Genomic DNA, 22,442 nt, shown 5'->3' on the forward strand with positions numbered 1-22,442 from the left:
CTCAAGTGCGGTTTGTTCAGGGCCGGCTCGCTTCAACATCACCCACTGAATCACAAACCCCCAACTCTCGCCAGGGGTTTGTCAGCAGTCTGAGGGCGGCCTTCGGGCCGCCCTTTTTGTTTGCGCGGCACATTGCACGTCACCGATCCCGCATTAGTATCTCGGCAAGAAGGCAGCTGGGGATTTGTCATGGGGACAGGAGTGCGCGCGGTTTGGCGGGGAATTCTCCTGGCGCTTTTCTTTGCCGCCGCAACTGCCCTTTTTCTCCCCTGGTCGGCTGAAGCAGCCAAGAGCAAGCCGCCGGAAAATGACGGACCGCCCATGCGCTTTGTCGTCGTGCGCAGCTCTGCTCCGGGATGCGAGCCCTTTTGTCCGGAATGGATCTCGGCCGAGGGCGCGATCACTCCAGCGACACCAGCCGCCTTCAAGAAGTTTCTCAAGAAACTCGGCGACAAGAAGCTGCCGGTCATCGTGACCTCGCCAGGCGGTCGGGTCGAGGCAGCCTTGGAACTGGGCCGCATGCTGCGTACCCGCAAGCTCGACATTGGCGTCGGGCTGACACGCTTCGTCGAATGCGCGCCCGATCAGAAGGGCTGCAAGCTCGATCCGGCCAGGAAAGGCATCTACCAGGGCGCTCTATACTCGGCTGGCGCCTATTGCGCCTCCGCCTGCTCGATGATGTTCGCGGGCGGAGTACGCCGCCATGTCGGCCAGTGGGCCTATATGGGGGTGCATCAGGTGACGTCCCATGTCACGCAGCAAAAGATCACCTATCGCGAGACCTATAAGGTCGTGAAAGGCAAGAGGAAGACCGTCAGCCGCAAGGTCGTCCGTCGCAAGACCGTTGGCAGCTACACCACCACCAAGATGGGAAAGGCGTTCAACGCCAGGATGTTGACCTATCTCAAGGAGATGGGGGTCAAGAAGGAGATGTACGAGGTCGGGCAAAGCACTCCCGCCGCCGAGATGCGGCAGCTGGCGCCCGTCGAGATGCTCAACATGAACCTGATAACCAGCCTGGATGCTACCGACGTGCTGGTGAGCATCGAGAACTGCAGGACCGCGGCTCCTGCTGCGAACTGCGTTCTGGCGCCGGGAAAAAAACTTGCGTCCAATTCCTACCCCAAGCCGCTCGTGCCGAAAGGACCCGGGATGTGGCTCGCAGTCGTGCGTTCGGTCGGGGCCTGTGAACCTGACTGCCCGGAATGGATCTCCGCCGAAGGGCAAGTCGACGAAACTGCGCCGCAGCGGCTGGAAACTCTGCTCAAGGAACTAGGTGACATAAAGCTGCCATTGATAATTTCCTCAAGCGAGGGCGATCCGATTGCCGCGATGCTGATGGGGCGCGTTGTCCGCGCCAACGGTCTTGATGTGGCCGTTGGGCGCACGTTCTTCGCCGGCTGCAAGCCGAACGGCAAGGGCTGCACCGGCTGGCAAGGTGACGGGCGGCCATATCTGGGCATAGCGGGATCAGGCGGGGCGGAATGTGGCGAGAGTTGCCTTTTGGTGCTGTCGGCAGGAAAGACCCGACTGATTGGCGAGGGAATTCTAGCAGGCTGGGGTGCCAGTCCGGCACTGGATGCTCCAATACGGAACCATTACCTCGTGCAGATGGGGGTTGGACCGAAAGTCGCCGACGCGACACCCGGTTATGACAAGTTGGATCACGCAGCGCTGGCTCTCCTCCGGGAGGGATATCTGACGACCAGGTCGGGTTCTACGCAACTTTTGATCGACAGCGGCCTTTGCCGGATGTCACCTCGGCCTGTGAACTGCCGCGCGCTGCGTTAGGAGGGGCATGGCAGGAGTTCTTCGTTGCTCACTTCCCGCCGGCGCTTCAGCTCCCCATATGCCTCCAAAGCAAGTGGAGGAAAACGATGCAGAAAGACGTACCGACATTGTTCGATTGGGCCGGCGGAGCTGCGGCGCTCAACCGGCTGACGGAGGTGTTTTACGACAAGGTCCTCGCGGATCCGGTGCTCGAGCCTGTGTTCCGACACATGTCCGGCGACCATCCCGCGCATGTCGCTGCGTTCGTCGGCGAGGTGTTCGGCGGACCGAAGGATTATAGTGAAAACCATGGCGGCCATCCCGCGATGATCAGCCACCACCTCAATCGCCACCTGACCGAGGAGCAGCGCCGGCGGTGGATCGCGCTGTTGCTCGATGCCTCCGACGAGGTGGAGCTGCCCGACGATCCCGAGTTTCGTTCGGCATTCGTAGCCTATCTCGAATGGGGCACGCGGCTGGCCAAGCTGAATTCACAGGACGGTGCCGCACCGGCGCTGCACGAGCCTATGCCTCGTTGGGGCTGGGGCGTTCCTGGCGGACCTTACGTGCCAGCAGCCAAATCGTGAGATGAAGCCTGGGCCTGCTCAGGCAATGCCCCGACCCCAAAAACCGCCGTAATTTCGCGGAACCTGTCTTGGGACAGGGGAGAAATCGCATGCTGATCGCGCATCTGCCGGCCGGTTTCGTCCTGGGGATGCTGGCTCGGTACGTCAGGCCTGGTACCCGCGCGGTTATGCCCGCCGCGCTTTTGGGCAGCATCGCGCCCGACCTCGACATGTTCTACTTCTACATGGTCGACGGCCAGCAGACGCACCACCACAGCTTCATCACACACTGGCCGCTGTTCTGGGTCGCGCTTGGATGTGTCGTCCTGCCGCTGGTCAAGTGGCTGAGGCCACGGTTCGCATCCGCGGCCGCGGTGTTCTTCTTTGCCGCCATGATCCACATGGTGCTCGATTCGATTGCAGCGCCGATGCTGTGGCTGATGCCGTTCAGCGACGTCTCCGTCGAGCTTGTCACCATTCCGGCGCGCTATTCGCACTGGGTGCTGAGCTTTGTCCTGCACTGGACCTTCGCGCTCGAGATCACCATCTGTGCTTGGGCAGCGTTCCTGGCCGTCAAACAGATTCGGCAGCGCAAACTGGCGAAAGCCGCGTGCAGCTGAACGCCGGTAGCCATCGGGCGGGAGAGGGCGCTTGTGTTACGCCTGACGAAATCCGCCTGTGAATGTTTCCGACATCACGCATTGCGCTCTTTACAGATGCGGTGGAAATCCCTAGGAAGCCCGTGCTGCGCAGATGATGCGCGGCGAGATGCACGGGCATAGCTCAGTTGGTAGAGCGGCGGTCTCCAAAACCGCAGGTCGTAGGTTCGAGCCCTGCTGCCCGTGCCAGTCTTGCCAGAATTCGCTAATTCAGGCATAAGGACTGCAATAGCCGGAACGGAACGACTGGATGGTTCCGACGCGGCGTACAAACGTAAAGCTTGTTCCTGCCACTTGCGTGGAGAGAGAATCGGTTTTATGTAAGCGAAACAGACACGCGGCGCGTGGAGCTGGGGATCCGGCTTTACGCGTCCGAATTGCATGGGCGAAATGTTGCGCTGATTCGGCGTGGATATCGGCCATGTGATGGCATCTCCCGGTCACGGGATCATCCAGAAGTCCGGTCAACGGACGTTGAGAGCAGAGCGGCACATGGCGAAAACCACGAACCCCTTCACCTTTCTGCAGCAGGTAAGGTCGGAAACGGCGAAGGTGACGTGGCCATCACGGCGCGAGACGATGATCTCCACGGTCATGGTTCTCGGCTTTGCAATTATTGCGATGATTTTCTTTTTTGCCGCTGACCAGCTGATGGCATTCGCCGTCGAGCAGATCTTGGGCATGGGCCGTTAAGGTCGCGAATACGGAGAATTCCTGAGATGACTGCGCGCTGGTACATCGTCCACGCCTATTCGAACTTCGAAAAGAAGGTCGCCGAGGACATCGAGCACAAGGCCAAGCAGAAGGGCCTGAGCGAGCAGATCGAGCAGATCGTCGTTCCGACCGAGAAGGTTGTTGAGGTTCGCCGCGGCCGCAAGGTTGATGCCGAGCGCAAGTTCTTCCCGGGCTATGTGCTTTTGAAGGCCCATCTGACCGATGCCGTGTTCTCGCTCGTTAAGAACACGCCGAAGGTCACTGGTTTCCTTGGCGATTCGAAGCCCGTGCCGATCACGGAATCCGAGGCCCAGCGCATCCTGAACCAGGTTCAGGAAGGCGTCGAGCGCCCGAAGCCGTCGGTCACCTTCGAGATCGGCGAAGCGGTTCGCGTTTCCGACGGTCCGTTCGCGTCGTTCAACGGTTTCGTCCAGGAAGTGGACGAGGAGCGCGCGCGCCTCAAGGTGGAAGTTTCGATCTTCGGGCGCGCCGTGCCTGTCGATCTCGAATTCGGTCAGGTCGAAAAGGGCTGATCGAAGCGTCTGTCACCGGTTTCGGTGGAAGGCAGTGTCGGGCGCAGGCCTGGCGCAAGCATGGTGGGAGATGAGGCAGCTTAGCCGGTTGTCTTTTTCGCACCACCGAACTGCAACCGCCGGGTCATCCGGCATAAGACGAAAGCAGGAAAGAGATGGCTAAGAAAATAGCGGGCCAGCTCAAGCTCCAGGTTTCCGCGGGTTCGGCGACGCCGTCGCCCCCGATCGGTCCGGCGCTTGGTCAGCGTGGCATCAACATCATGGAGTTCTGCAAGGCGTTCAACGCGCAGACCCAGGAGCTCGAGAAGGGATCGCCGATCCCGGTCGTGATCACCTATTACCAGGACAAGTCGTTCACCTTCGTCATGAAGACGCCGCCGGTGTCCTACTTCCTGAAGAAGGCTGCCAACCTGAAGTCGGGCTCGAAGGAGCCGGGCAAGGTCAAGGCTGGTGAGATCAGCAGCGCCAAGGTGCGTGAGATCGCCGAGACCAAGATGAAGGATCTGAACGCGAACGACATCGAAGCCGCCATCAAGATGGTTGAAGGCTCGGCTCGTTCCATGGGCCTGGAAGTGGTGGGCTGAGATCATGGCTAAGATTGCAAAGCGCGTTTCCAAGTCCCGCGAAGGCATCGATGTGAACAAGGCTTATGGCCTTGGTGAAGCCATCGAGCTTTTGAAGGCTCGCTCGTCGGTCAAGTTCGACGAGACCATCGAAATCGCCATGAACCTCGGCGTCGACCCGCGCCACGCTGACCAGATGGTCCGCGGCGTGGTCAACCTGCCGAACGGCACGGGCCGTACCGTCCGCGTCGCCGTGTTCGCACGTGATGCCAAGGCTGACGAAGCCCGCGCCGCCGGCGCCGACGTCGTTGGTGCGGAAGATCTCGTCGATATCGTCCAGAAGGGCCAGATCGACTTCGACCGCTGCATTGCCACCCCCGACATGATGCCGCTGGTCGGCCGTCTCGGTAAGGTGCTCGGCCCGCGCGGCATGATGCCCAACCCGAAGGTCGGCACCGTCACCACCGACGTCGCAGCAGCCGTCAAGGCTTCGAAGGGCGGCGCCGTCGAGTTCCGCGTCGAGAAGGCCGGCATCATCCACGCTGGCGTCGGCAAGGTCTCGTTCGACGTCAAGGCGCTGGAAGAAAACGTCCGCGCTTTCGCTGACGCGGTCAACAAGGCCAAGCCGGCAGGCGCCAAGGGCGTCTACGTCAAGAAGGTCTCCGTCACCTCGACGATGGGCCCAGGCCTCAAGGTCGACCTCGGCACGCTCGCAGCGTCCTGATGATTTGAAGCGGGGTCAGCCGGCAACGGCTGGATCCTGAATAGTATTCCGGGCCTCCGGGCCCGGATTTTCGGAAGCTGGCAACAGCTTTCGAAAATCCTGTCCGAGATTGCAGGCGGTCCAGGCGACCCTTGGTCCTTAATTCGAATGGGCCTGCATGAGACGGGTGAAGACCAGACAACGGAGCCTCTGCTCCAATGAAAGGTTCGAACCGTGTTTGCCTTTTGTCTGCGCATCGCGCCGGGCCGAAAGCCCGTCAGGTGTGGCGAAAGGGGGCAGGATCCTCGAGCGCCGTTCGGGTGATCTGGAATTTCTGGATTGGCCGCCCGGCAAAAGGCAACCCGACCGCTCACCCCGCAAATGGGAGGCGGTCAACTGGAGATAGGCAGTGGACAGAGCGGAAAAACGCGAACTCGTCACGGGCCTGAATGACGCGTTCTCGAACGCAGGTTCAGTGGTCGTGGCCCACTATGCCGGTATCACCGTCGCGCAAATGAACGATCTTCGCGTGAAGATGCGTCAGGCCGGCGGCACCGTCAAAGTCGCGAAGAACCGTCTCGCCAAAATCGCTCTTCAGGGCACGGAATCCGAAAACATCATCGATCTGTTCAAGGGACAGACGCTGGTTGCTTATTCGGAAGATCCGATTGCAGCGCCGAAGGTCGCGTCCGAATTCGCCAAGACCAATGACAAGCTTGTCATCCTTGGTGGTTCGATGGGCACGACCTTGCTCAACGCCGATGGTGTGAAGGCTCTCGCCTCGCTCCCGTCGCTCGACGAGCTGCGTGCAAAGCTGGTTGGCATGATCGCCACCCCGGCTACCCGGATCGCCCAGATCGTCAATGCGCCGGCGGCTTCGGTCGCGCGCGTCATTGGCGCTTATGCCCGGAAGGACGAGGCGGCATGAGGCCGTTCCTCGCTATCATCAACTCACGTTCGAACTGATTGAAGGAATAGAAAAATGGCTGATCTCGCAAAGATCGTTGACGACCTGTCGGCCCTGACCGTCCTCGAGGCGGCTGAGCTGTCGAAGCTCCTCGAAGAGAAGTGGGGCGTTTCGGCTGCAGCTCCCGTGGCTGTTGCTGCTGCTGGCGGCGGCGCTGCTGCTGCACCGGTCGAAGAGAAGACCGAGTTCGATGTCATCCTGGCAGCTGCCGGCGACAAGAAGATCGAAGTCATCAAGGAAGTCCGCGCCATCACCGGCCTGGGCCTCAAGGAAGCCAAGGACCTCGTCGAAGGCGCTCCGAAGCCCGTCAAGGAAGGCGTTTCGAAGGCCGACGCCGAGAAGCTCAAGGCTCAGCTGGAAGCAGCTGGCGCCAAGATCGAGCTCAAGTAAGCTCACGGTTTCGGTGGGCGGCACAGTTGCCGCCCACCGGCTCCCGTGACCCGGGGGATTGAGGGGAACCTATTTCCTGAGGGCCGCAATGCGGCTTTCAGGAAACGGGTTTTCGCCCGTTTTGGATAGGCCGCCGCTGAGGCGGCGCGCATGCAAGGTGAGCATTAGCGACGCTCACCCCAAGAGGCAGCAAGGAGCGACGATGGCCCAGGTCCAGACTTTCAATGGCCGCAGACGCGTACGCAAATTCTTCGGAAAGATCCCGGAAGTTGCGGAGATGCCGAACCTCATCGAGGTTCAGAAGGCATCATACGATCAGTTCCTCATGGTGGACGAGCCCAAGGGTGGCCGTCCGGACGAGGGACTGCAGGCCGTTTTCAAGTCGGTCTTCCCTATTTCTGATTTTTCCGGCGCGTCGATGCTTGAATTCGTCAAGTACGAGTTCGAAGCGCCCAAGTTCGACGTCGACGAGTGCCGTCAGCGCGATCTGACATTCGCTGCGCCGCTCAAGGTGACGCTGCGCCTTATCGTGTTCGATATTGACGAGGACACCGGCGCGAAGTCGATCAAGGACATCAAGGAGCAGGACGTCTATATGGGCGACATGCCGCTCATGACGTCCAACGGCACCTTCATCGTCAACGGCACCGAGCGCGTCATCGTCTCGCAGATGCACCGTTCGCCGGGCGTGTTTTTCGATCACGACAAGGGCAAGTCGCACTCGTCGGGCAAGCTTTTGTTTGCCGCGCGTGTCATCCCTTACCGTGGCTCGTGGCTCGACATCGAGTTCGACAGCAAGGACATCGTCCATGCCCGCATCGACCGTCGCCGCAAGATTCCGGTGACGTCGCTGCTGATGGCGCTCGGCATGGACGGCGAAGAGATCCTGTCGACCTTCTACAACAAGATCACCTACAAGAAGTCGGGCGACCACTGGCGCATTCCGTTCTCGGTCGAGCGTTTCCGCGGCCTCAAGGCCGTTGGCGACCTGGTTGACGCCGACACCGGCGAGATCGTTGTCGAAGCCGGCAAGAAGATCACCGCGCGCCAGGCCAAACAGCTTGCCGAGAAGGGCCTCAAGGCGATCAAGGCGACCGAAGATGACCTCTTCGGCAGCTATCTCGCCGAGGACATCGTCAACTACGCCACCGGTGAAATCTTCCTCGAAGCCGGCGACGAGATCGACGAAAAGACGCTGAAGACGCTGCTGGCGGCTGGCGAGGAAGAGATCAACATCCTCGACATCGACCACATCAACGTCGGTGGCTATATCCGCAACACGCTGACCGTCGACAAGAACGAGAGCCGCCAGGATGCTCTGTTCGACATCTACCGCGTCATGCGCCCGGGTGAGCCGCCCACGCTCGAAACCGCTGAAGCCATGTTCAACTCGCTGTTCTTCGACAGCGAGCGCTACGACCTGTCGGCTGTCGGCCGCGTCAAGATGAACATGCGCCTCGAGCTCGACGCTGAAGACACCGTCCGTGTCCTGCGCAAGGATGACATCCTTGCCGTGGTCAAGACGCTTGTCGAACTGCGCGACGGCAAGGGCGAAATCGACGACATCGACAACCTCGGCAACCGCCGTGTCCGTTCGGTCGGCGAGCTGATGGAAAATCAGTACCGCGTCGGTCTGCTTCGCATGGAGCGCGCGATCAAGGAACGCATGTCCTCGATCGAGATCGACACGGTCATGCCGCAGGACCTGATCAACGCGAAGCCGGCGGCCGCCGCCGTGCGCGAGTTCTTCGGTTCTTCGCAGCTGTCACAGTTCATGGATCAGACCAACCCGCTGTCGGAGATCACCCACAAGCGTCGTCTTTCGGCGCTTGGACCTGGTGGTCTGACCCGCGAGCGCGCGGGCTTCGAAGTCCGCGACGTGCACCCGACGCATTACGGCCGTATCTGCCCGATTGAGACGCCGGAAGGCCCGAATATCGGTCTGATCAACTCGCTGGCTACCTTCGCACGCGTCAACAAGTACGGCTTCATCGAGAGCCCGTACCGCAAGATCGTCGACGGCACGCTGACCAATGAGGTTGTCTATCTCTCGGCGATGGAAGAGGCCAAGCACTTCGTTGCCCAGGCCAACGCCGCGCTCGACAAGGACGGCCACTTCGTCGACGAGTTCGTCATTTGCCGCAACGCTGGCGAAGTGATGATGGCGCCGCGCGAAAACGTCGACCTTATGGACGTTTCGCCGAAGCAGATGGTGTCGGTCGCAGCTGCGCTGATCCCGTTCCTGGAAAACGACGACGCCAACCGCGCTCTGATGGGCTCGAACATGCAGCGTCAGGCCGTGCCGCTGGTGCGCGCCGAGGCTCCGTTCGTCGGTACAGGCATGGAGCCGATCGTTGCCCGTGACTCTGGCGCTGCCATCGGCGCTCGCCGCGGCGGTATCGTCGATCAGGTCGACGCGACCCGTATCGTTATCCGTGCGACCGAAGACCTCGATCCGGGCAAATCCGGCGTCGACATCTACCGTCTGATGAAGTTCCAGCGTTCGAACCAGAACACCTGCATCAACCAGCGCCCGCTGGTTCGCATGGGTGACCGGGTCAACAAGGGCGACATCATCGCTGACGGTCCGTCGACCGAGCTCGGCGATCTGGCTCTCGGTCGCAACGTGCTCGTCGCGTTCATGCCGTGGAACGGCTACAACTACGAGGACTCGATCCTGCTCTCCGAGCGCATCGTGGCCGACGACGTCTTCACCTCGATCCACATCGAGGAGTTCGAGGTCATGGCGCGCGACACCAAGCTCGGGCCAGAGGAAATCACGCGCGACATTCCGAACGTTTCGGAAGAGGCTCTGAAGAACCTCGACGAAGCCGGTATCGTCTACATCGGTGCGGAAGTTGCACCGGGTGACATCCTGGTCGGCAAGATCACACCGAAGGGCGAAAGCCCGATGACGCCGGAAGAGAAGCTTCTGCGTGCCATCTTCGGTGAAAAGGCGTCCGACGTCCGTGACACCTCCATGCGCATGCCGCCCGGAACCTTCGGCACCGTCGTCGAAGTGCGCGTCTTCAACCGCCACGGCGTGGAGAAGGACGAACGCGCCATGGCAATCGAGCGCGAGGAAATCGAGCGTCTCGCCAAGGACCGTGACGACGAGCAGGCGATCCTCGATCGCAACGTCTACAGCCGTCTGAGCGACATGCTCATCGGCAAGGACGCGATTGCCGGACCGAAGGGCTTCAAGAAGGGCTCGACCGTCGCCAAGGAGACGCTGGACGACTATCCGCGTTCGCAGTGGTGGCAGTTCGCCGTCGAAGACGAGAAGATGCAGGGTGAGCTTGAAGCTCTGCGCGGCCAGTACGACGACTCCAAGAAGCAGCTCGAGCAGCGCTTCATGGACAAGGTCGAGAAGGTGCAGCGCGGCGACGAGATGCCGCCCGGCGTCATGAAGATGGTCAAGGTCTTCGTTGCGGTGAAGCGCAAGATGCAGCCCGGCGACAAGATGGCCGGCCGTCACGGCAACAAGGGTGTCGTGTCGCGTATCGTTCCGGTCGAGGACATGCCGTTCCTCGAAGACGGCACGCATGCGGACATCGTGCTCAACCCGCTCGGCGTGCCTTCGCGCATGAATGTCGGCCAGATTCTGGAAACGCATCTGGGCTGGGCATGCGCAGGCATGGGCAAGAAGATCGGTGAGCTGATCGAGGCGTACAAGTCTGGTGGCGATATCAAGCCGCTGCGCGAGACGCTCGAGAGCTTCATTCCGGCCAACGACCGCAACGAGCCGGTCCGCGATTACGACGACGAAAGCATCGTTCGCCTCAGCGAGCAGATGAAGCGTGGCGTCTCGATTGCGACCCCGGTGTTCGACGGCGCGCATGAAGCCGACATCAACATCATGTTGGAGCAGGCGGGTCTTCACACCTCTGGCCAGTCGCAGTTGTACGATGGCCGTACGGGTGAGCCGTTCGACCGCAAGGTGACCATGGGCTACATCTATATGCTCAAGCTTCACCACCTGGTCGACGACAAGATCCACGCCCGTTCGATCGGACCGTACTCGCTCGTGACCCAGCAGCCGCTGGGCGGCAAGGCGCAGTTCGGTGGCCAGCGCTTCGGCGAAATGGAGGTCTGGGCGCTCGAGGCTTACGGCGCCGCCTACACGCTGCAGGAAATGCTGACCGTGAAGTCGGACGACGTGGCCGGCCGTACCAAGGTCTACGAGGCGATCGTGCGCGGCGACGACACGTTCGAAGCGGGCATCCCCGAGAGCTTCAACGTTCTTGTCAAGGAAATGCGTTCGCTGGGCCTCAACGTCGAGCTTGAGAACACCAAGGTCGACGAAAACCATCGGCTGCCGAACGCCGCCGAGTAAGCACCAAAGGCGCGCCGCGGGATTTGCCCGCGGCGTAGCCGCCTGAACGCGATCCCCATGGTTGGGTACTGATCGCGTTCATCGATGAGAATTCTTCGGCGATGGCCGAAAGCTGGCGGGCGCTCTGGCCCGCACACGATGAAAAGGGGCTTTCGTGGGCCCCGAAAAGGAGAACGGCATGAACCAAGAGGTCATGAATCTCTTCAACCCCCAGGCGCCTGCGCAGGTGTTCGATTCCATCCGGATTTCGCTCGCCAGCCCTGAGAAGATTCTGTCCTGGTCGTTCGGCGAAATAAAAAAGCCGGAGACGATCAACTACCGCACCTTCAAGCCGGAGCGTGACGGGCTGTTCTGCGCCCGCATCTTTGGCCCGATCAAGGACTACGAGTGCCTGTGCGGCAAGTACAAGCGCATGAAGTACAAGGGCGTCATCTGCGAAAAGTGCGGCGTGGAAGTCACCCTGTCGCGCGTTCGCCGCGAGCGCATGGGCCACATCGAGCTCGCAGCGCCCGTCGCCCACATCTGGTTCCTGAAGTCGCTGCCGAGCCGCATCGGCACGCTGCTCGACATGACGCTCAAGGATATCGAGCGCGTCCTGTATTTCGAGAACTACATCGTTACCGAGCCGGGCCTGACCGCACTCAAGGAGCACCAGCTCCTCGGCGAGGAAGAGTACCAGATCGCTGTCGACGAGTATGGCGAGGACAGCTTCACCGCCATGATCGGCGCTGAGGCCATTCACGACCTGCTCGCCTCGATGGATCTCGAGAAGATCGCCGGCGACCTGCGCTCCGAGCTTGCGACGACGACGTCGGAACTGAAGCAGAAGAAGTATCTCAAGCGCCTCAAGGTGGTTGAGAACTTCATGGAGTCGGGCAACCGCCCCGAGTGGATGATCATGAAGGTCGTGCCGGTGATCCCGCCGGACCTGCGTCCGCTGGTCCCACTGGACGGCGGTCGCTTTGCGACGTCCGACCTGAACGATCTCTATCGCCGCGTCATCAACCGCAACAACCGCCTGAAGCGCCTGATCGAGCTCCGTGCGCCGGGGATCATCATCCGCAACGAGAAGCGCATGCTGCAGGAGGCCGTCGACGCTCTGTTCGACAACGGCCGCCGTGGCCGCGTCATCACCGGCGCCAACAAGCGTCCGCTGAAGTCGCTGTCCGACATGCTCAAGGGCAAGCAGGGCCGCTTCCGTCAGAACCTCCTCGGCAAGCGCGTCGACTATTCCGGCCGTTCGGTCATCGTGACCGGTCCGGAGCTCAAGCTGCACCAGTGCGGCCTGCCGAAGAAGATGGCGCTCGAGCTGTTCAAGCCGTTCATCTACGCTCGTCTCGACGCCAAGGGTTACTCCTCGACCGTCAAGCAGGCCAAGAAGCTGGTCGAGAAGGAAAAGCCTGAGGTTTGGGATATCCTCGACGAGGTCATCCGCGAGCATCCGGTTCTGCTCAACCGCGCACCGACGCTGCACCGCCTGGGCATCCAGGCCTTCGAACCCACGCTGATCGAAGGCAAGGCGATCCAGCTGCACCCGCTCGTCTGCACGGCCTTCAACGCCGACTTCGACGGCGACCAGATGGCTGTCCACGTTCCGCTGTCGCTCGAGGCTCAGCTCGAAGCACGCGTGCTGATGATGTCGACCAACAACATCCTGCACCCGGCTTCCGGCGCGCCGATCATCGTGCCGTCGCAGGACATGGTTCTCGGTCTCTATTACCTCTCGATCGTCAACCAGAACGAGCCGGGCGAGGGCATGGTGTTTGCCGACATGGGCGAACTCCAGCACGCGCTTGAGACCAAGGCTGTCACGCTGCACGCCAAGATCAAGGGTCGCTTCCGCACGGTCGACGCCGAAGGCAATGTCGTGTCCAAGATCCACGACACGACCCCTGGCCGCATGATCATCGGCGAACTGCTGCCGAAGAACGTCAACGTGCCGTACGACACCGCGAACCAGGAGATGACCAAGAAGAACATCTCCAAGATGATCGACACCGTCTACCGCCACTGCGGTCAGAAAGAGACGGTCATCTTCTGCGATCGCATCATGGCTCTCGGCTTCGCTCATGCCTGCCGCGCCGGCATTTCGTTCGGCAAGGACGACATGCTGATCCCGGATACCAAGGAGAAGCTGGTCGCCGACACCGAGGCTTTGGCCAAGGAATACGAGCAGCAGTACAATGACGGCCTGATCACTCAGGGCGAGAAGTACAACAAGGTCGTCGACGCCTGGGCCAAGTGCTCGGAAAAGGTCGCCGACGAAATGATGGCCCGCATCAAGGCGGTGGAGTTCGAGGACAGCGGTCGTCAGAAGCCGATGAACTCGATCTACATGATGTCGCACTCCGGTGCGCGTGGTTCGCCCACTCAGATGCGCCAGCTCGCCGGCATGCGCGGCCTGATGGCCAAGCCGTCGGGTGAAATCATCGAGACGCCGATCATTTCCAACTTCAAGGAAGGTCTGACGGTTCTCGAGTACTTCAACTCGACCCACGGCGCCCGCAAGGGTCTCGCGGATACCGCTCTGAAGACGGCAAACTCCGGCTACCTGACCCGTCGTCTCGTCGACGTGGCGCAGGACTGCATCGTCAACTCGGTTGATTGCGGCACCGACAAGGGCCTCACCATGCAGCCGATCGTCGATGCCGGCCAGGTTGTCGCTTCGCTCGGCCTGCGCATTCTCGGCCGCACCGCGCTCGACGACATCAACCACCCGGTCACTGGCGATCTGCTGGTCAAGGGCGGCACGCTCATGGACGAGCGTGACATCGAGGTCATCGAGAAGGCTGGCGTCCAGTCGGTTCGCATCCGTTCGGCCCTGACCTGCGAAGTCAAGGTCGGTGTCTGCGCGGTCTGCTACGGTCGCGACCTGGCACGCGGTACCCCTGTCAACCAGGGCGAAGCTGTCGGCGTCATCGCCGCTCAGTCGATCGGCGAGCCGGGCACGCAGCTCACCATGCGTACCTTCCACATGGGCGGTACCGCGCAGGTGGTGGACAGCTCGTTCCTTGAAGCCTCGTATGAGGGCAAGGTCGAGATCCGCAACCGCAACGTGGTTCGCAACTCCGACGGCAACCTCGTCGTGATGGGCCGCAACATGGCGATCCTGATCCTCGACGAGACCGGCAAGGAGCGCGCCACCCACCGCGTCACTTATGGTTCGCGTATCTTCGTGGACGATGGCGACAAGGTGAAGCGCGGCCAGCGTATCGCCGAGTGGGATCCCTACACCCGTCCGATCCTCACCGAAATCGAAGGCCGTGTGGCGTTCGAGGATCTGGTCGACGGCATTTCCGTCCAGGAAACGGCCGACGAGTCGACCGGCATCACCAAGCGTGAGGTCATCGACTGGCGGTCGACCCCGCGCGGCAACGACCTGAAGCCGGCGATCGTGGTTCAGGACTCCAAGGGCAAGGTTGGCAAGCTGTCGAAGGGCGGCGATGCCCGCTTCCTGCTCTCGGTCGAGGCCATTCTCTCGGTCGAGCCGGGTGCACAGGTTCGCCCTGGCGACGTTCTGGCGCGTATCCCGATGGAAAGCGCGAAGACCAAGGACATCACCGGCGGTCTGCCGCGTGTTGCCGAGCTCTTCGAAGCCCGTCGTCCAAAGGATCACGCCATCATCGCCGAGATCGATGGTACGGTCCGCTTCGGTCGCGACTATAAGAACAAGCGCCGCATCATCATCGAGCCGCATGACTCGACGCTTGAACCGGTCGAATACCTGATCCCGAAGGGCAAGCCGTTCCATCTCCAGGACGGCGACGCCATCGAAAAGGGCGACTACATCCTCGACGGCAACCCGGCGCCGCACGACATCCTGGCCATCAAGGGCGTGGAAGCTCTCGCTTCCTACCTCGTCAATGAAATCCAGGAAGTCTACCGACTGCAGGGCGTGTCGATCAACGACAAGCACATCGAGGTCATTGTCCGGCAGATGCTGCAGAAGGTCGAGATCACCGCACAGGGCGACTCTATCTATATCCCGGGCGATCACGTCGATGTCATCGAGTTCGACGAGATCAACGAGCGCCTGATCGAGGAAGGCAAGAAGCCTGCCGAAGGTCAGCCGGTTCTGCTCGGTATCACCAAGGCATCGCTGCAGACGCCGTCCTTCATCTCGGCCGCTTCCTTCCAGGAAACGACCCGCGTGCTCACCGAAGCAGCTGTCGCCGGCAAGACCGACATGCTGCAGGGCCTGAAGGAAAACGTCATCGTCGGCCGCCTGATCCCGGCCGGCACGGGCGGCATGATGAGCCAGATCCGGCGCATCGCCACCTCGCGCGACGAGCTGATCCTCGACGAGCGCCGCAAGCTCTCGGGTGCGGAAGTGGCCGAGCCGATCCTGACCGACATGGTCAACGCCGCTCAGTAGGAGTGTCGTCGCAAGGAACTGGAAAAGGGGGCCTCGGCCCCCTTTTTTCATTTCGGTGACAACAGGGCTTCATGCCGCTGTCAAATGCCGCCGCTAATCATGCTGCTTCAACGCACATGCCAGGTGGCCGTCATCATGAAAACCGTCTTTTCCACCCTCGCTGCCCTGTTGGCGTCGGCTGCCTTGCCAGCCCAGGCCGAGGAGGCCACGCTATTCAAGGCATCGTTGCTCGGCCAGGTCGTGCTGCCGACCGGACTGAAGATCGCGGGCGCCGAGTTCGGCGGGATTTCCGGTCTCGACTACGACGCTGCGAGCGGGCTGTTCTACGCCATTTCTGACGACCGCTCTGAGCGCGCGCCGGCGCGGCTCTACACGCTGAAGCTTGCCATCGACGGCAAGGGCGTTCACGGCATCGACATCGTGTCGAGCGCGGAGCTACGCAACGCCGAAGGTGCTGCCTTCGCCAAGAAGGACGTCGACCCCGAGGCGATCCGCTTTGATGCGGCGGCCAACCGTATCTTCTGGTCGAGCGAGGGTGATGCCGCCGGCCGACCCGCAATCTATGAGGCAAAACCCGACGGCACCCATGTCAGGAGCTTTGCCATTCCCGAAGCCTATCTGCCCGATGCCGACAGGACACGGGGTGTTCGCGGCAACCTGGCTTTCGAAAGTCTTGCCATTTCGCCCGACGGCAAGACCCTTTGGGCGGGGACCGAGAACGCATTGGCACAGGACGGCGAGAAGGCGACGCTGGAAGCCGGCAGCCCGTCGCGCGTCATCGGCTTCGACATTGCCAGCGGTGCAGTCACGGCCGAGTATGTCTATGACAACGGGCCGATCTTCACCAAGGCGACCCAGGACCCGTTCTACAACGACAACGGTCTCTCCGAGTTCATGTTCTTCGGACCGGACCAACTGTTTGCGATCGAACGCTCTTTCGCGCTCGGCATCGGCAGCGAGATCAATTTCTACCTGGCGAGTTTCTCCGGCGCGACTGACGTGAAGGGGGCGGCCTCGATCAAGGGCGTCGCGGCAACCGCGATGCCCAAGCGCAAGGTTCTTAAGCTGGGTGAGGGTGACTTTGGTCTCGACATCGACAATATCGAGTCGGTGACATGGGGACCGGAGATCGACGGCCAGCGCACTTTGGTCATTGCCTCCGACAACAACTTCAACCCGGAGCAGTTCACCCAGTTCGTCGTGCTCAAACTGGATGCCGCGACGAACTGATCCGAGCGCTGCAGATCCTTCGGTGAAAGGGCCGCCGGCGCAATCTGGCGGCCTTTCCCAAGATCTCGCAGGGATGGCACCGGTCGACGAGCTGTCAGCCGCATCTGCGTCTGTTCTAACGTATTGGCGGCGTTTGACATCCCGAGGTTGCGAAAATAGCCTCCTCCTTGAAGTGCATCAGCCCTGAAAGGAGTGCCCGATGACCGATGTCCCCTCCAATGCGAAAGGACAGGCGGTCGAGCCGAGCCTCCATCGCGTCATGGGCCCGTGGCTTCTGTTGCTGTTCATCGTCGGTGACATATTGGGCACCGGCATCTATGCGCTGACCGGGCAGGTGGCCAAGCAGGTTGGCGGCGTGGTCTGGCTGCCGTTCCTGATTGCCTTCGTCGTCGCGGTCATCACTGCCTTCAGCTATCTCGAACTGGTCACAAAATACCCGAAGGCGGCCGGTGCCGCTCTCTACGCCCACAAGGCATTCGGCATCCATTTCATCACCTTCATCGTCGCTTTCGCCGTCATGTGCTCGGGCATCACCTCGGCGTCGACGGCCTCGCGCGCCTTCGCTGCCAACATGTCTGGGGCTTTCGATCTCGGCCTGTCCGGCACCTATGGCATCACGCTCATCGGTCTGGCATTCATGGCGATCGTCGCAGCCGTGAATTTCCGCGGCGTCGGCGAAAGTGTCAAAGCCAATGTCGTGCTGACCTGCGTCGAGTTCACCGGCCTGATGATCATCATCGTCATCGGCCTCTGGGCGATCGGCGCCGGTGAGGGCGACGTCTCCCGTATCACTCAGTTCCACTCGGCGCCCGACCGCAGCGCCTTCTGGTCGGTGATCGCGGCGACGACGCTCGCTTTCTTCGCCATGGTCGGCTTCGAGGACTCGGTCAACATGGCCGAGGAGTGCAAGGATCCGACGCGCATCTTCCCGAAGGTGCTGCTGACCGGTTTGCTGATCACCGGCGTGATCTACGTGCTCGTGTCGATCTCGGCGATCACGCTCGTGCCGCCGGAACAACTGGGCGAGGGCGAGACGCCGCTGCTCAAGGTCGTCCAGGCCGGCGCGCCGAACTTCCCGGTTGAGATCTTCGGCTTCATCACCATGTTTGCCGTCGCCAACAGCGCCTTGATCAACATGCTGATGGCGAGCCGTCTGGTCTATGGCATGAGCCGCGAACACGTCTTGCCGAAAGTGCTAGGCAAGGTTCACGCCTCGCGTCGCACGCCCTACATCGCGATCGGCTTCACCACCTTGCTCGCTTTCGCGCTGATCACATTCGTCGGCGAGGTGCCGGCGCTGGGCGGCACAACCGCACTGCTGCTGCTATGCGTCTTCACGGTGGTCAACATCGCGGTGCTGGTGCTGCGCAAGGACAGGGTTGGGCACGATCACTTCCGCACCCCGACGCTGTTGCCGATCCTGGGAGCCGTGGCTTGCGCTTTCTTCGCCGGCCCCTGGACTGGGCGCGACCCTGTTCAATACAAGATCGCCGGTATCCTGATCGGCATTGGTGTCGTGTTGTGGTTCGTCACCGTGCTGGTCAATCGCGCCACTGGCCAAAAGCCTGCCGAACCTGAGATGGCCGACATCGGCGGGGCAGGGCCAGTCAACTGACCTCTCTATATATACATGCGCTGACTCAGAACGGCTCGTTGAAGGTGACGATCGAGACTTCGCCTTCGAGGGCCCCCTGATAGGCGGAGATGTGCGGCTCGTCGTCAGGTTCGCCCTGCATGTCGCCGATCTGATCGAGTTCTGCTTCGGCGTAACCCTCCTTTGCCAGCGCGTCCAGCGCCGAGCGCACGGCGCTGTCGTCGTCGGGCGCCACCAGCATGATGTGGACGCCTTCGGGCTTGCCGCCCTTCTTGCGCCAGACCCGACCGGTGATGATCGTCACGGGCCGTTCGTCGTTGTCGTTCATGGTGATTCCCTGGATCTGGATTCGTTTGCGGGGGATTCGCCCCGGTTTCCCCGATTTTCGCACGAAGGCGGGGTGCAAGACAGGACAAACAGCCTTATAAACTGACTTACAGCCCATGTTGCAGCGCAATATAGTTGCCGCAAGCCCGCCAACCCGCCCGAAGCCCCGGTTTCGTTAAGGTTTTTGGGGGGGTGGGCTTGACGGTTCGCGGTCATGCGAGTAGATACCGCGTCGTCTGAGCCGATGTGAGGTTGGCTTTTCCGAAGCGACGTGCTTTGGAGTTCACCTCAAACAGGGTTCGTTTTTTACGAGCGAGAAGACATTTCCGGCGTGCATGAAGCGGATTCGCTTCCTCTGCCTTTGTTCGGGCAAGACCGCAGATCGCGGTTTGTGGCCCGAATTCGCGTATGGATTTCGCGCTTGAAGCCGCCCCGAACGGGCTTAAGACACGGAATTGAGAGACAAGAGGGTTTAATGCCTACCGTCAACCAGCTGATCCGCAAGCCGCGCATTGCGCCGGTGAAGCGCAACAAGGTTCCGGCCATGCAGGCCAACCCGCAGAAGCGTGGCGTCTGCACGCGCGTCTATACGACGACGCCGAAGAAGCCGAACTCCGCTCTGCGTAAGGTCGCGAAGATTCGCCTGACCAATGGCTTTGAAGTGATCGGCTACATCCCGGGCGAAGGCCATAACCTTCAGGAGCACTCCGTGGTCATGATCCGCGGCGGTCGCGTGAAGGACCTTCCGGGCGTTCGCTATCACATCATCCGCGGCGTGCTCGACACGCAGGGCGTGAAGAACCGCAAGCAGCGCCGTTCGAAGTACGGTGCTAAGCGTCCGAAGTAATTCGGCTTCTGCAATTAGGTGCTGCGCGAGGTTCTCCGCGTCATATAGCGCCAGTCAAGTTTGAGAGACAAAAGCTATGTCCCGTCGTCACAGTGCAGATAAGCGCGAAATCAACCCGGATCCCAAGTTCGGCGATCTCGTCGTCACCAAGTTCATGAACGCCGTCATGTATGATGGCAAGAAGTCGATCGCCGAAACGATCGTCTACGGTGCGCTTGACCAGGTTCAGGCCAAGACCAAGCAGGAGCCGGTCACTGTCTTCCATCAGGCGCTCGACAATGTCGCGCCGCACGTGGAAGTGCGTTCGCGTCGCGTCGGCGGCGCCACCTACCAGGTTCCGGTCGATGTGCGCCCCGAGCGCCGTCAGGCACTCGCCATTCGCTGGCTGATCACTGCTGCCCGCAACCGCAACGAGACCACCATGGTCGACCGCCTCTCGGGCGAGCTGATGGACGCGGCGAACAACCGCGGCACCGCCGTCAAGAAGCGTGAAGACACCCACAAGATGGCGGAAGCCAACCGCGCCTTCGCGCACTACCGCTGGTAATAGCGCGTCCGAACGACTGAGAGGCACCTCCCATGGCCCGCGAATACAAGATCGAAGACTACCGCAATTTCGGTATCATGGCGCATATCGACGCCGGCAAGACCACGACCACCGAGCGCATCCTTTATTACACGGGCAAGTCGCACAAGATCGGCGAAGTCCATGACGGCGCTGCCACCATGGACTGGATGGAGCAGGAGCAGGAGCGCGGCATCACCATCACGTCCGCTGCCACCACGACCTTCTGGAAGGGCCGTGACGGCCAGCAGCGCCGCTTCAACATCATCGACACCCCCGGCCACGTCGACTTCACCATCGAAGTCGAGCGTTCGCTGCGCGTTCTCGACGGCGCCATTGCGCTGCTCGATGCCAACGCCGGTGTCGAGCCGCAGACCGAAACCGTTTGGCGTCAGGCGGACAAGTACCACGTCCCGCGCATGATCTTCTGCAACAAGATGGACAAGATCGGCGCCGACTTCTATCGCTCGTACGAGATGATCAAGTCGCGCCTCGGTGCGACCGCCGTTGCCGTTCAGCTGCCGATCGGCGCCGAGTCGGAATTCAAGGGCGTCGTCGACCTGATCGAGATGAATGCGCTCGTCTGGCGCGACGAGAGCCTGGGCGCTGCCTGGGACGTCGTCGAGATCCCGGAAGACCTCAAGGCCAAGGCTGAAGAGTTCCGCGAGAAGATGATCGAGACCGCCGTCGAAATGGACGAGACGGCTCTCGAGAACTACCTCGAAGGCAAGATGCCGACCAACGACGAACTGCGCGCGCTGATCCGCAAGGGCACCATCGCCGTCAAGTTCTTCCCGATGTTCTGCGGTTCGGCCTTCAAGAACAAGGGCGTGCAGCCGCTGCTCGACGGCGTCGTCGACTTCCTGCCGTCCCCGCTCGACGTCCCGGCCATCAAGGGCATCGATGCCAAGACCGAAGCCGAGATCGAGCGTCACGCCGACGACAGCGAGCCGCTGTCGATGCTGGCCTTCAAGATCATGAACGATCCGTTCGTCGGTTCGCTTACCTTCTGCCGCATCTACTCGGGCAAGGTGGTCAAGGGCGCTTCGCTCGAAAACACCGTCAAGGGCAAGAAGGAGCGTCTCGGCCGTATGCTGCAGATGCATTCGAACTCACGTTCGGACATCGAAGAAGCATATGCCGGCGACATCGTCGCTCTGGCCGGCCTCAAGGAAACGACCACCGGCGACACGCTCTGCGATCCGCTGCACCAGGTCATCCTCGAGCGCATGGAATTCCCCGAGCCGGTCATCCAGATCGCGATCGAACCGAAGACCAAGGGCGACCAGGAAAAGATGGGCCTCGCGCTCAACCGCCTGGCTGCTGAAGATCCGTCGTTCCGCGTCAAGTCGGACGAAGAGTCGGGCCAGACCATCATCGCCGGCATGGGCGAGCTGCACCTCGACATCATCGTCGACCGCATGCGTCGCGAGTTCAAGGTCGAGGCGAATGTCGGCGCTCCGCAGGTTGCGTATCGTGAGACGATCACCCGCACCCACGAGCAGGACTACACCCACAAGAAGCAGTCGGGTGGTACCGGTCAGTTCGCTCGCGTCAAGCTGGTGTTCGAGCCGAACCCCGAGGGCGAAGACTTCGTCTTCGAATCGAAGATCGTCGGCGGTGCTGTTCCGAAGGAATACATCCCGGGCGTCGACAAGGGCCTCCGCAGCGTCCTGTCGTCGGGTCCGTTCGCTGGCTTCCCGATGATCGGCGTCAAGGCGACGCTCATCGACGGTGCCTACCACGATGTCGACTCGTCGGTTCTCGCCTTCGAAATCGCCGGCCGCGCCTGCCTTCGCGAAGCTGCTCCGAAGCTGGGCGTCCAGCTGCTCGAGCCGATCATGAAGGTCGAAGTCGTCACGCCGGAAGACTATGTCGGCAACGTCATCGGCGACTTGAACAGCCGTCGTGGCCAGATCCAGGGCCAGGAAAGCCGTGGTATCGCCGTCGTCGTCAACGCGATGGTGCCGCTGGCAAACATGTTCAAGTACGTGGACAGCTTGCGTTCGATGTCGCAGGGCCGCGCCCAGTACTCGATGCAGTTCGACCACTACGAGCCGGTTCCGACCGCGGTCGCTCAGGAAGTTCAAAAGAAATACGCGTAATTCCAAGGAATTGCAGCGTTTTATTAATTCAACGCCCTTACTGGGCTAGCAAGAATGGAGACCTCACATGGCAAAAGGTAAATTCGAGCGTAATAAGCCTCATGTGAACATCGGCACGATTGGTCACGTTGACCACGGCAAGACGTCGCTGACTGCTGCGATCACGAAGTATTTCGGCGAGTTCAAGGCCTACGACCA

The 22,442-nt window shown here is 61.3% G+C and carries 18 protein-coding genes and 1 tRNA gene; 18 read left to right on the top strand and 1 reads right to left on the bottom strand.

The features are described 5' to 3' along the window. The first annotated feature begins 189 nt into the window (after window positions 1-189). The 14 genes from HNQ95_RS31650 (at window position 190) to HNQ95_RS31715 (ending at window position 18,421) form a co-directional block, all read left to right on the top strand. Complete coding sequence (locus HNQ95_RS31650; protein WP_182585857.1) at window positions 190-1,791, top strand: hypothetical protein; 1,602 nt, start codon at window positions 190-192, stop codon at window positions 1,789-1,791. Window positions 1,792-1,877: 86 nt separating this feature from the next. Further along, on the top strand, window positions 1,878-2,357 hold the full coding sequence (locus HNQ95_RS31655) for a group II truncated hemoglobin (protein ID WP_182576124.1): 480 nt from the start codon (window positions 1,878-1,880) through the stop codon (window positions 2,355-2,357). Between the two features lie 89 nt (window positions 2,358-2,446). Then, a complete protein-coding gene (locus HNQ95_RS31660; RefSeq protein ID WP_182576125.1) occupies window positions 2,447-2,956 on the top strand; it encodes a metal-dependent hydrolase in 510 nt (169 codons plus the stop codon). Between the two features lie 152 nt (window positions 2,957-3,108). After that, window positions 3,109-3,184, top strand: a tRNA-Trp gene (locus tag HNQ95_RS31665). A 303-nt stretch (window positions 3,185-3,487) separates the two neighbouring features. After that, window positions 3,488-3,688, top strand: a complete 201-nt coding sequence (gene secE, locus HNQ95_RS31670) for a preprotein translocase subunit SecE (protein WP_067966516.1) — start codon at window positions 3,488-3,490, stop codon at window positions 3,686-3,688. Between the two features lie 26 nt (window positions 3,689-3,714). Next, entirely contained in the window at window positions 3,715-4,242 is a 528-nt protein-coding gene (gene nusG / locus HNQ95_RS31675) for a transcription termination/antitermination protein NusG (RefSeq protein ID WP_067961861.1), read from the top strand. A gap of 155 nt (window positions 4,243-4,397) precedes the next feature. Continuing rightward, complete coding sequence (gene rplK, locus HNQ95_RS31680) at window positions 4,398-4,826, top strand: 50S ribosomal protein L11 (protein WP_067961864.1); 429 nt, start codon at window positions 4,398-4,400, stop codon at window positions 4,824-4,826. A gap of 4 nt (window positions 4,827-4,830) precedes the next feature. Beyond that, window positions 4,831-5,529, top strand: coding sequence for a 50S ribosomal protein L1 (rplA, locus tag HNQ95_RS31685; protein ID WP_182576126.1), 699 nt, complete (start codon window positions 4,831-4,833; stop codon window positions 5,527-5,529). Window positions 5,530-5,917: 388 nt separating this feature from the next. Then, on the top strand, window positions 5,918-6,436 hold the full coding sequence (gene rplJ / locus HNQ95_RS31690) for a 50S ribosomal protein L10 (RefSeq protein WP_067961867.1): 519 nt from the start codon (window positions 5,918-5,920) through the stop codon (window positions 6,434-6,436). Between the two features lie 54 nt (window positions 6,437-6,490). Further along, on the top strand, window positions 6,491-6,865 hold the full coding sequence (gene rplL / locus HNQ95_RS31695; protein WP_067961869.1) for a 50S ribosomal protein L7/L12: 375 nt from the start codon (window positions 6,491-6,493) through the stop codon (window positions 6,863-6,865). A 202-nt stretch (window positions 6,866-7,067) separates the two neighbouring features. Next, entirely contained in the window at window positions 7,068-11,201 is a 4,134-nt protein-coding gene (gene rpoB, locus HNQ95_RS31700; RefSeq protein WP_067961871.1) for a DNA-directed RNA polymerase subunit beta, read from the top strand. 178 nt (window positions 11,202-11,379) lie between these two features. Next, window positions 11,380-15,576 carry a DNA-directed RNA polymerase subunit beta' gene (rpoC, locus tag HNQ95_RS31705; RefSeq protein ID WP_067966519.1) on the top strand — a complete coding sequence of 1,399 codons (4,197 nt, stop codon included), beginning with the start codon at window positions 11,380-11,382 and terminating at the stop codon, window positions 15,574-15,576. Between the two features lie 135 nt (window positions 15,577-15,711). Further along, entirely contained in the window at window positions 15,712-16,806 is a 1,095-nt protein-coding gene (locus HNQ95_RS31710; protein ID WP_246341080.1) for an esterase-like activity of phytase family protein, read from the top strand. Window positions 16,807-17,005: 199 nt separating this feature from the next. Continuing rightward, the gene (locus tag HNQ95_RS31715; protein ID WP_154384196.1) at window positions 17,006-18,421 is read left to right on the top strand and encodes an APC family permease; all 1,416 of its coding nucleotides are present in this window, start codon (window positions 17,006-17,008) and stop codon (window positions 18,419-18,421) included. A gap of 25 nt (window positions 18,422-18,446) precedes the next feature. Here HNQ95_RS31715 and HNQ95_RS31720 read toward each other — a convergent pair whose 3' ends face one another. Further along, window positions 18,447-18,728 (bottom strand): transcriptional regulator, encoded by a 282-nt coding sequence (locus HNQ95_RS31720; RefSeq protein WP_115732109.1) that lies wholly within the window; start codon window positions 18,726-18,728, stop codon window positions 18,447-18,449. A gap of 474 nt (window positions 18,729-19,202) precedes the next feature. Between HNQ95_RS31720 and rpsL the strand changes: the two genes are divergently transcribed. From rpsL to HNQ95_RS31740, 4 genes are all read left to right on the top strand, one after another. Continuing rightward, the gene (gene rpsL, locus HNQ95_RS31725; RefSeq protein ID WP_008837709.1) at window positions 19,203-19,574 is read left to right on the top strand and encodes a 30S ribosomal protein S12; all 372 of its coding nucleotides are present in this window, start codon (window positions 19,203-19,205) and stop codon (window positions 19,572-19,574) included. 76 nt (window positions 19,575-19,650) lie between these two features. Further along, on the top strand, window positions 19,651-20,121 hold the full coding sequence (gene rpsG, locus HNQ95_RS31730) for a 30S ribosomal protein S7 (protein ID WP_067961877.1): 471 nt from the start codon (window positions 19,651-19,653) through the stop codon (window positions 20,119-20,121). Between the two features lie 32 nt (window positions 20,122-20,153). Then, window positions 20,154-22,244 (top strand): elongation factor G, encoded by a 2,091-nt coding sequence (gene fusA, locus HNQ95_RS31735; protein ID WP_067961879.1) that lies wholly within the window; start codon window positions 20,154-20,156, stop codon window positions 22,242-22,244. A 67-nt stretch (window positions 22,245-22,311) separates the two neighbouring features. After that, window positions 22,312-22,442, top strand: a 131-nt coding sequence (locus tag HNQ95_RS31740) for a GTP-binding protein (protein WP_246341008.1), incomplete at its 3' end; no start/stop codon positions are given.

It is taken from the genome of Aminobacter ciceronei (genome assembly GCF_014138625.1).
Taxonomy (GTDB): domain Bacteria; phylum Pseudomonadota; class Alphaproteobacteria; order Rhizobiales; family Rhizobiaceae; genus Aminobacter; species Aminobacter ciceronei.

Bases quoted from the DNA above. Each gene is read 5' to 3' on its own strand.
- HNQ95_RS31650 (WP_182585857.1), top strand. From the start codon at position 190: ATGGGGACAGGAGTGCGCGCGGTTTGGCGGGGAATTCTCCTGGCGCTT.
- HNQ95_RS31655 (WP_182576124.1), top strand. From the start codon at position 1,878: ATGCAGAAAGACGTACCGACATTGTTCGATTGGGCCGGCGGAGCTGCG.
- HNQ95_RS31660 (WP_182576125.1), top strand. From the start codon at position 2,447: ATGCTGATCGCGCATCTGCCGGCCGGTTTCGTCCTGGGGATGCTGGCT.
- secE (WP_067966516.1), top strand. From the start codon at position 3,488: ATGGCGAAAACCACGAACCCCTTCACCTTTCTGCAGCAGGTAAGGTCG.
- nusG (WP_067961861.1), top strand. From the start codon at position 3,715: ATGACTGCGCGCTGGTACATCGTCCACGCCTATTCGAACTTCGAAAAG.
- rplK (WP_067961864.1), top strand. From the start codon at position 4,398: ATGGCTAAGAAAATAGCGGGCCAGCTCAAGCTCCAGGTTTCCGCGGGT.
- rplA (WP_182576126.1), top strand. From the start codon at position 4,831: ATGGCTAAGATTGCAAAGCGCGTTTCCAAGTCCCGCGAAGGCATCGAT.
- rplL (WP_067961869.1), top strand. From the start codon at position 6,491: ATGGCTGATCTCGCAAAGATCGTTGACGACCTGTCGGCCCTGACCGTC.
- rpoB (WP_067961871.1), top strand. From the start codon at position 7,068: ATGGCCCAGGTCCAGACTTTCAATGGCCGCAGACGCGTACGCAAATTC.
- rpoC (WP_067966519.1), top strand. From the start codon at position 11,380: ATGAACCAAGAGGTCATGAATCTCTTCAACCCCCAGGCGCCTGCGCAG.
- HNQ95_RS31710 (WP_246341080.1), top strand. From the start codon at position 15,712: ATGAAAACCGTCTTTTCCACCCTCGCTGCCCTGTTGGCGTCGGCTGCC.
- HNQ95_RS31715 (WP_154384196.1), top strand. From the start codon at position 17,006: ATGACCGATGTCCCCTCCAATGCGAAAGGACAGGCGGTCGAGCCGAGC.
- HNQ95_RS31720 (WP_115732109.1), bottom strand. From the start codon at position 18,728: ATGAACGACAACGACGAACGGCCCGTGACGATCATCACCGGTCGGGTC.
- rpsL (WP_008837709.1), top strand. From the start codon at position 19,203: ATGCCTACCGTCAACCAGCTGATCCGCAAGCCGCGCATTGCGCCGGTG.
- rpsG (WP_067961877.1), top strand. From the start codon at position 19,651: ATGTCCCGTCGTCACAGTGCAGATAAGCGCGAAATCAACCCGGATCCC.
- fusA (WP_067961879.1), top strand. From the start codon at position 20,154: ATGGCCCGCGAATACAAGATCGAAGACTACCGCAATTTCGGTATCATG.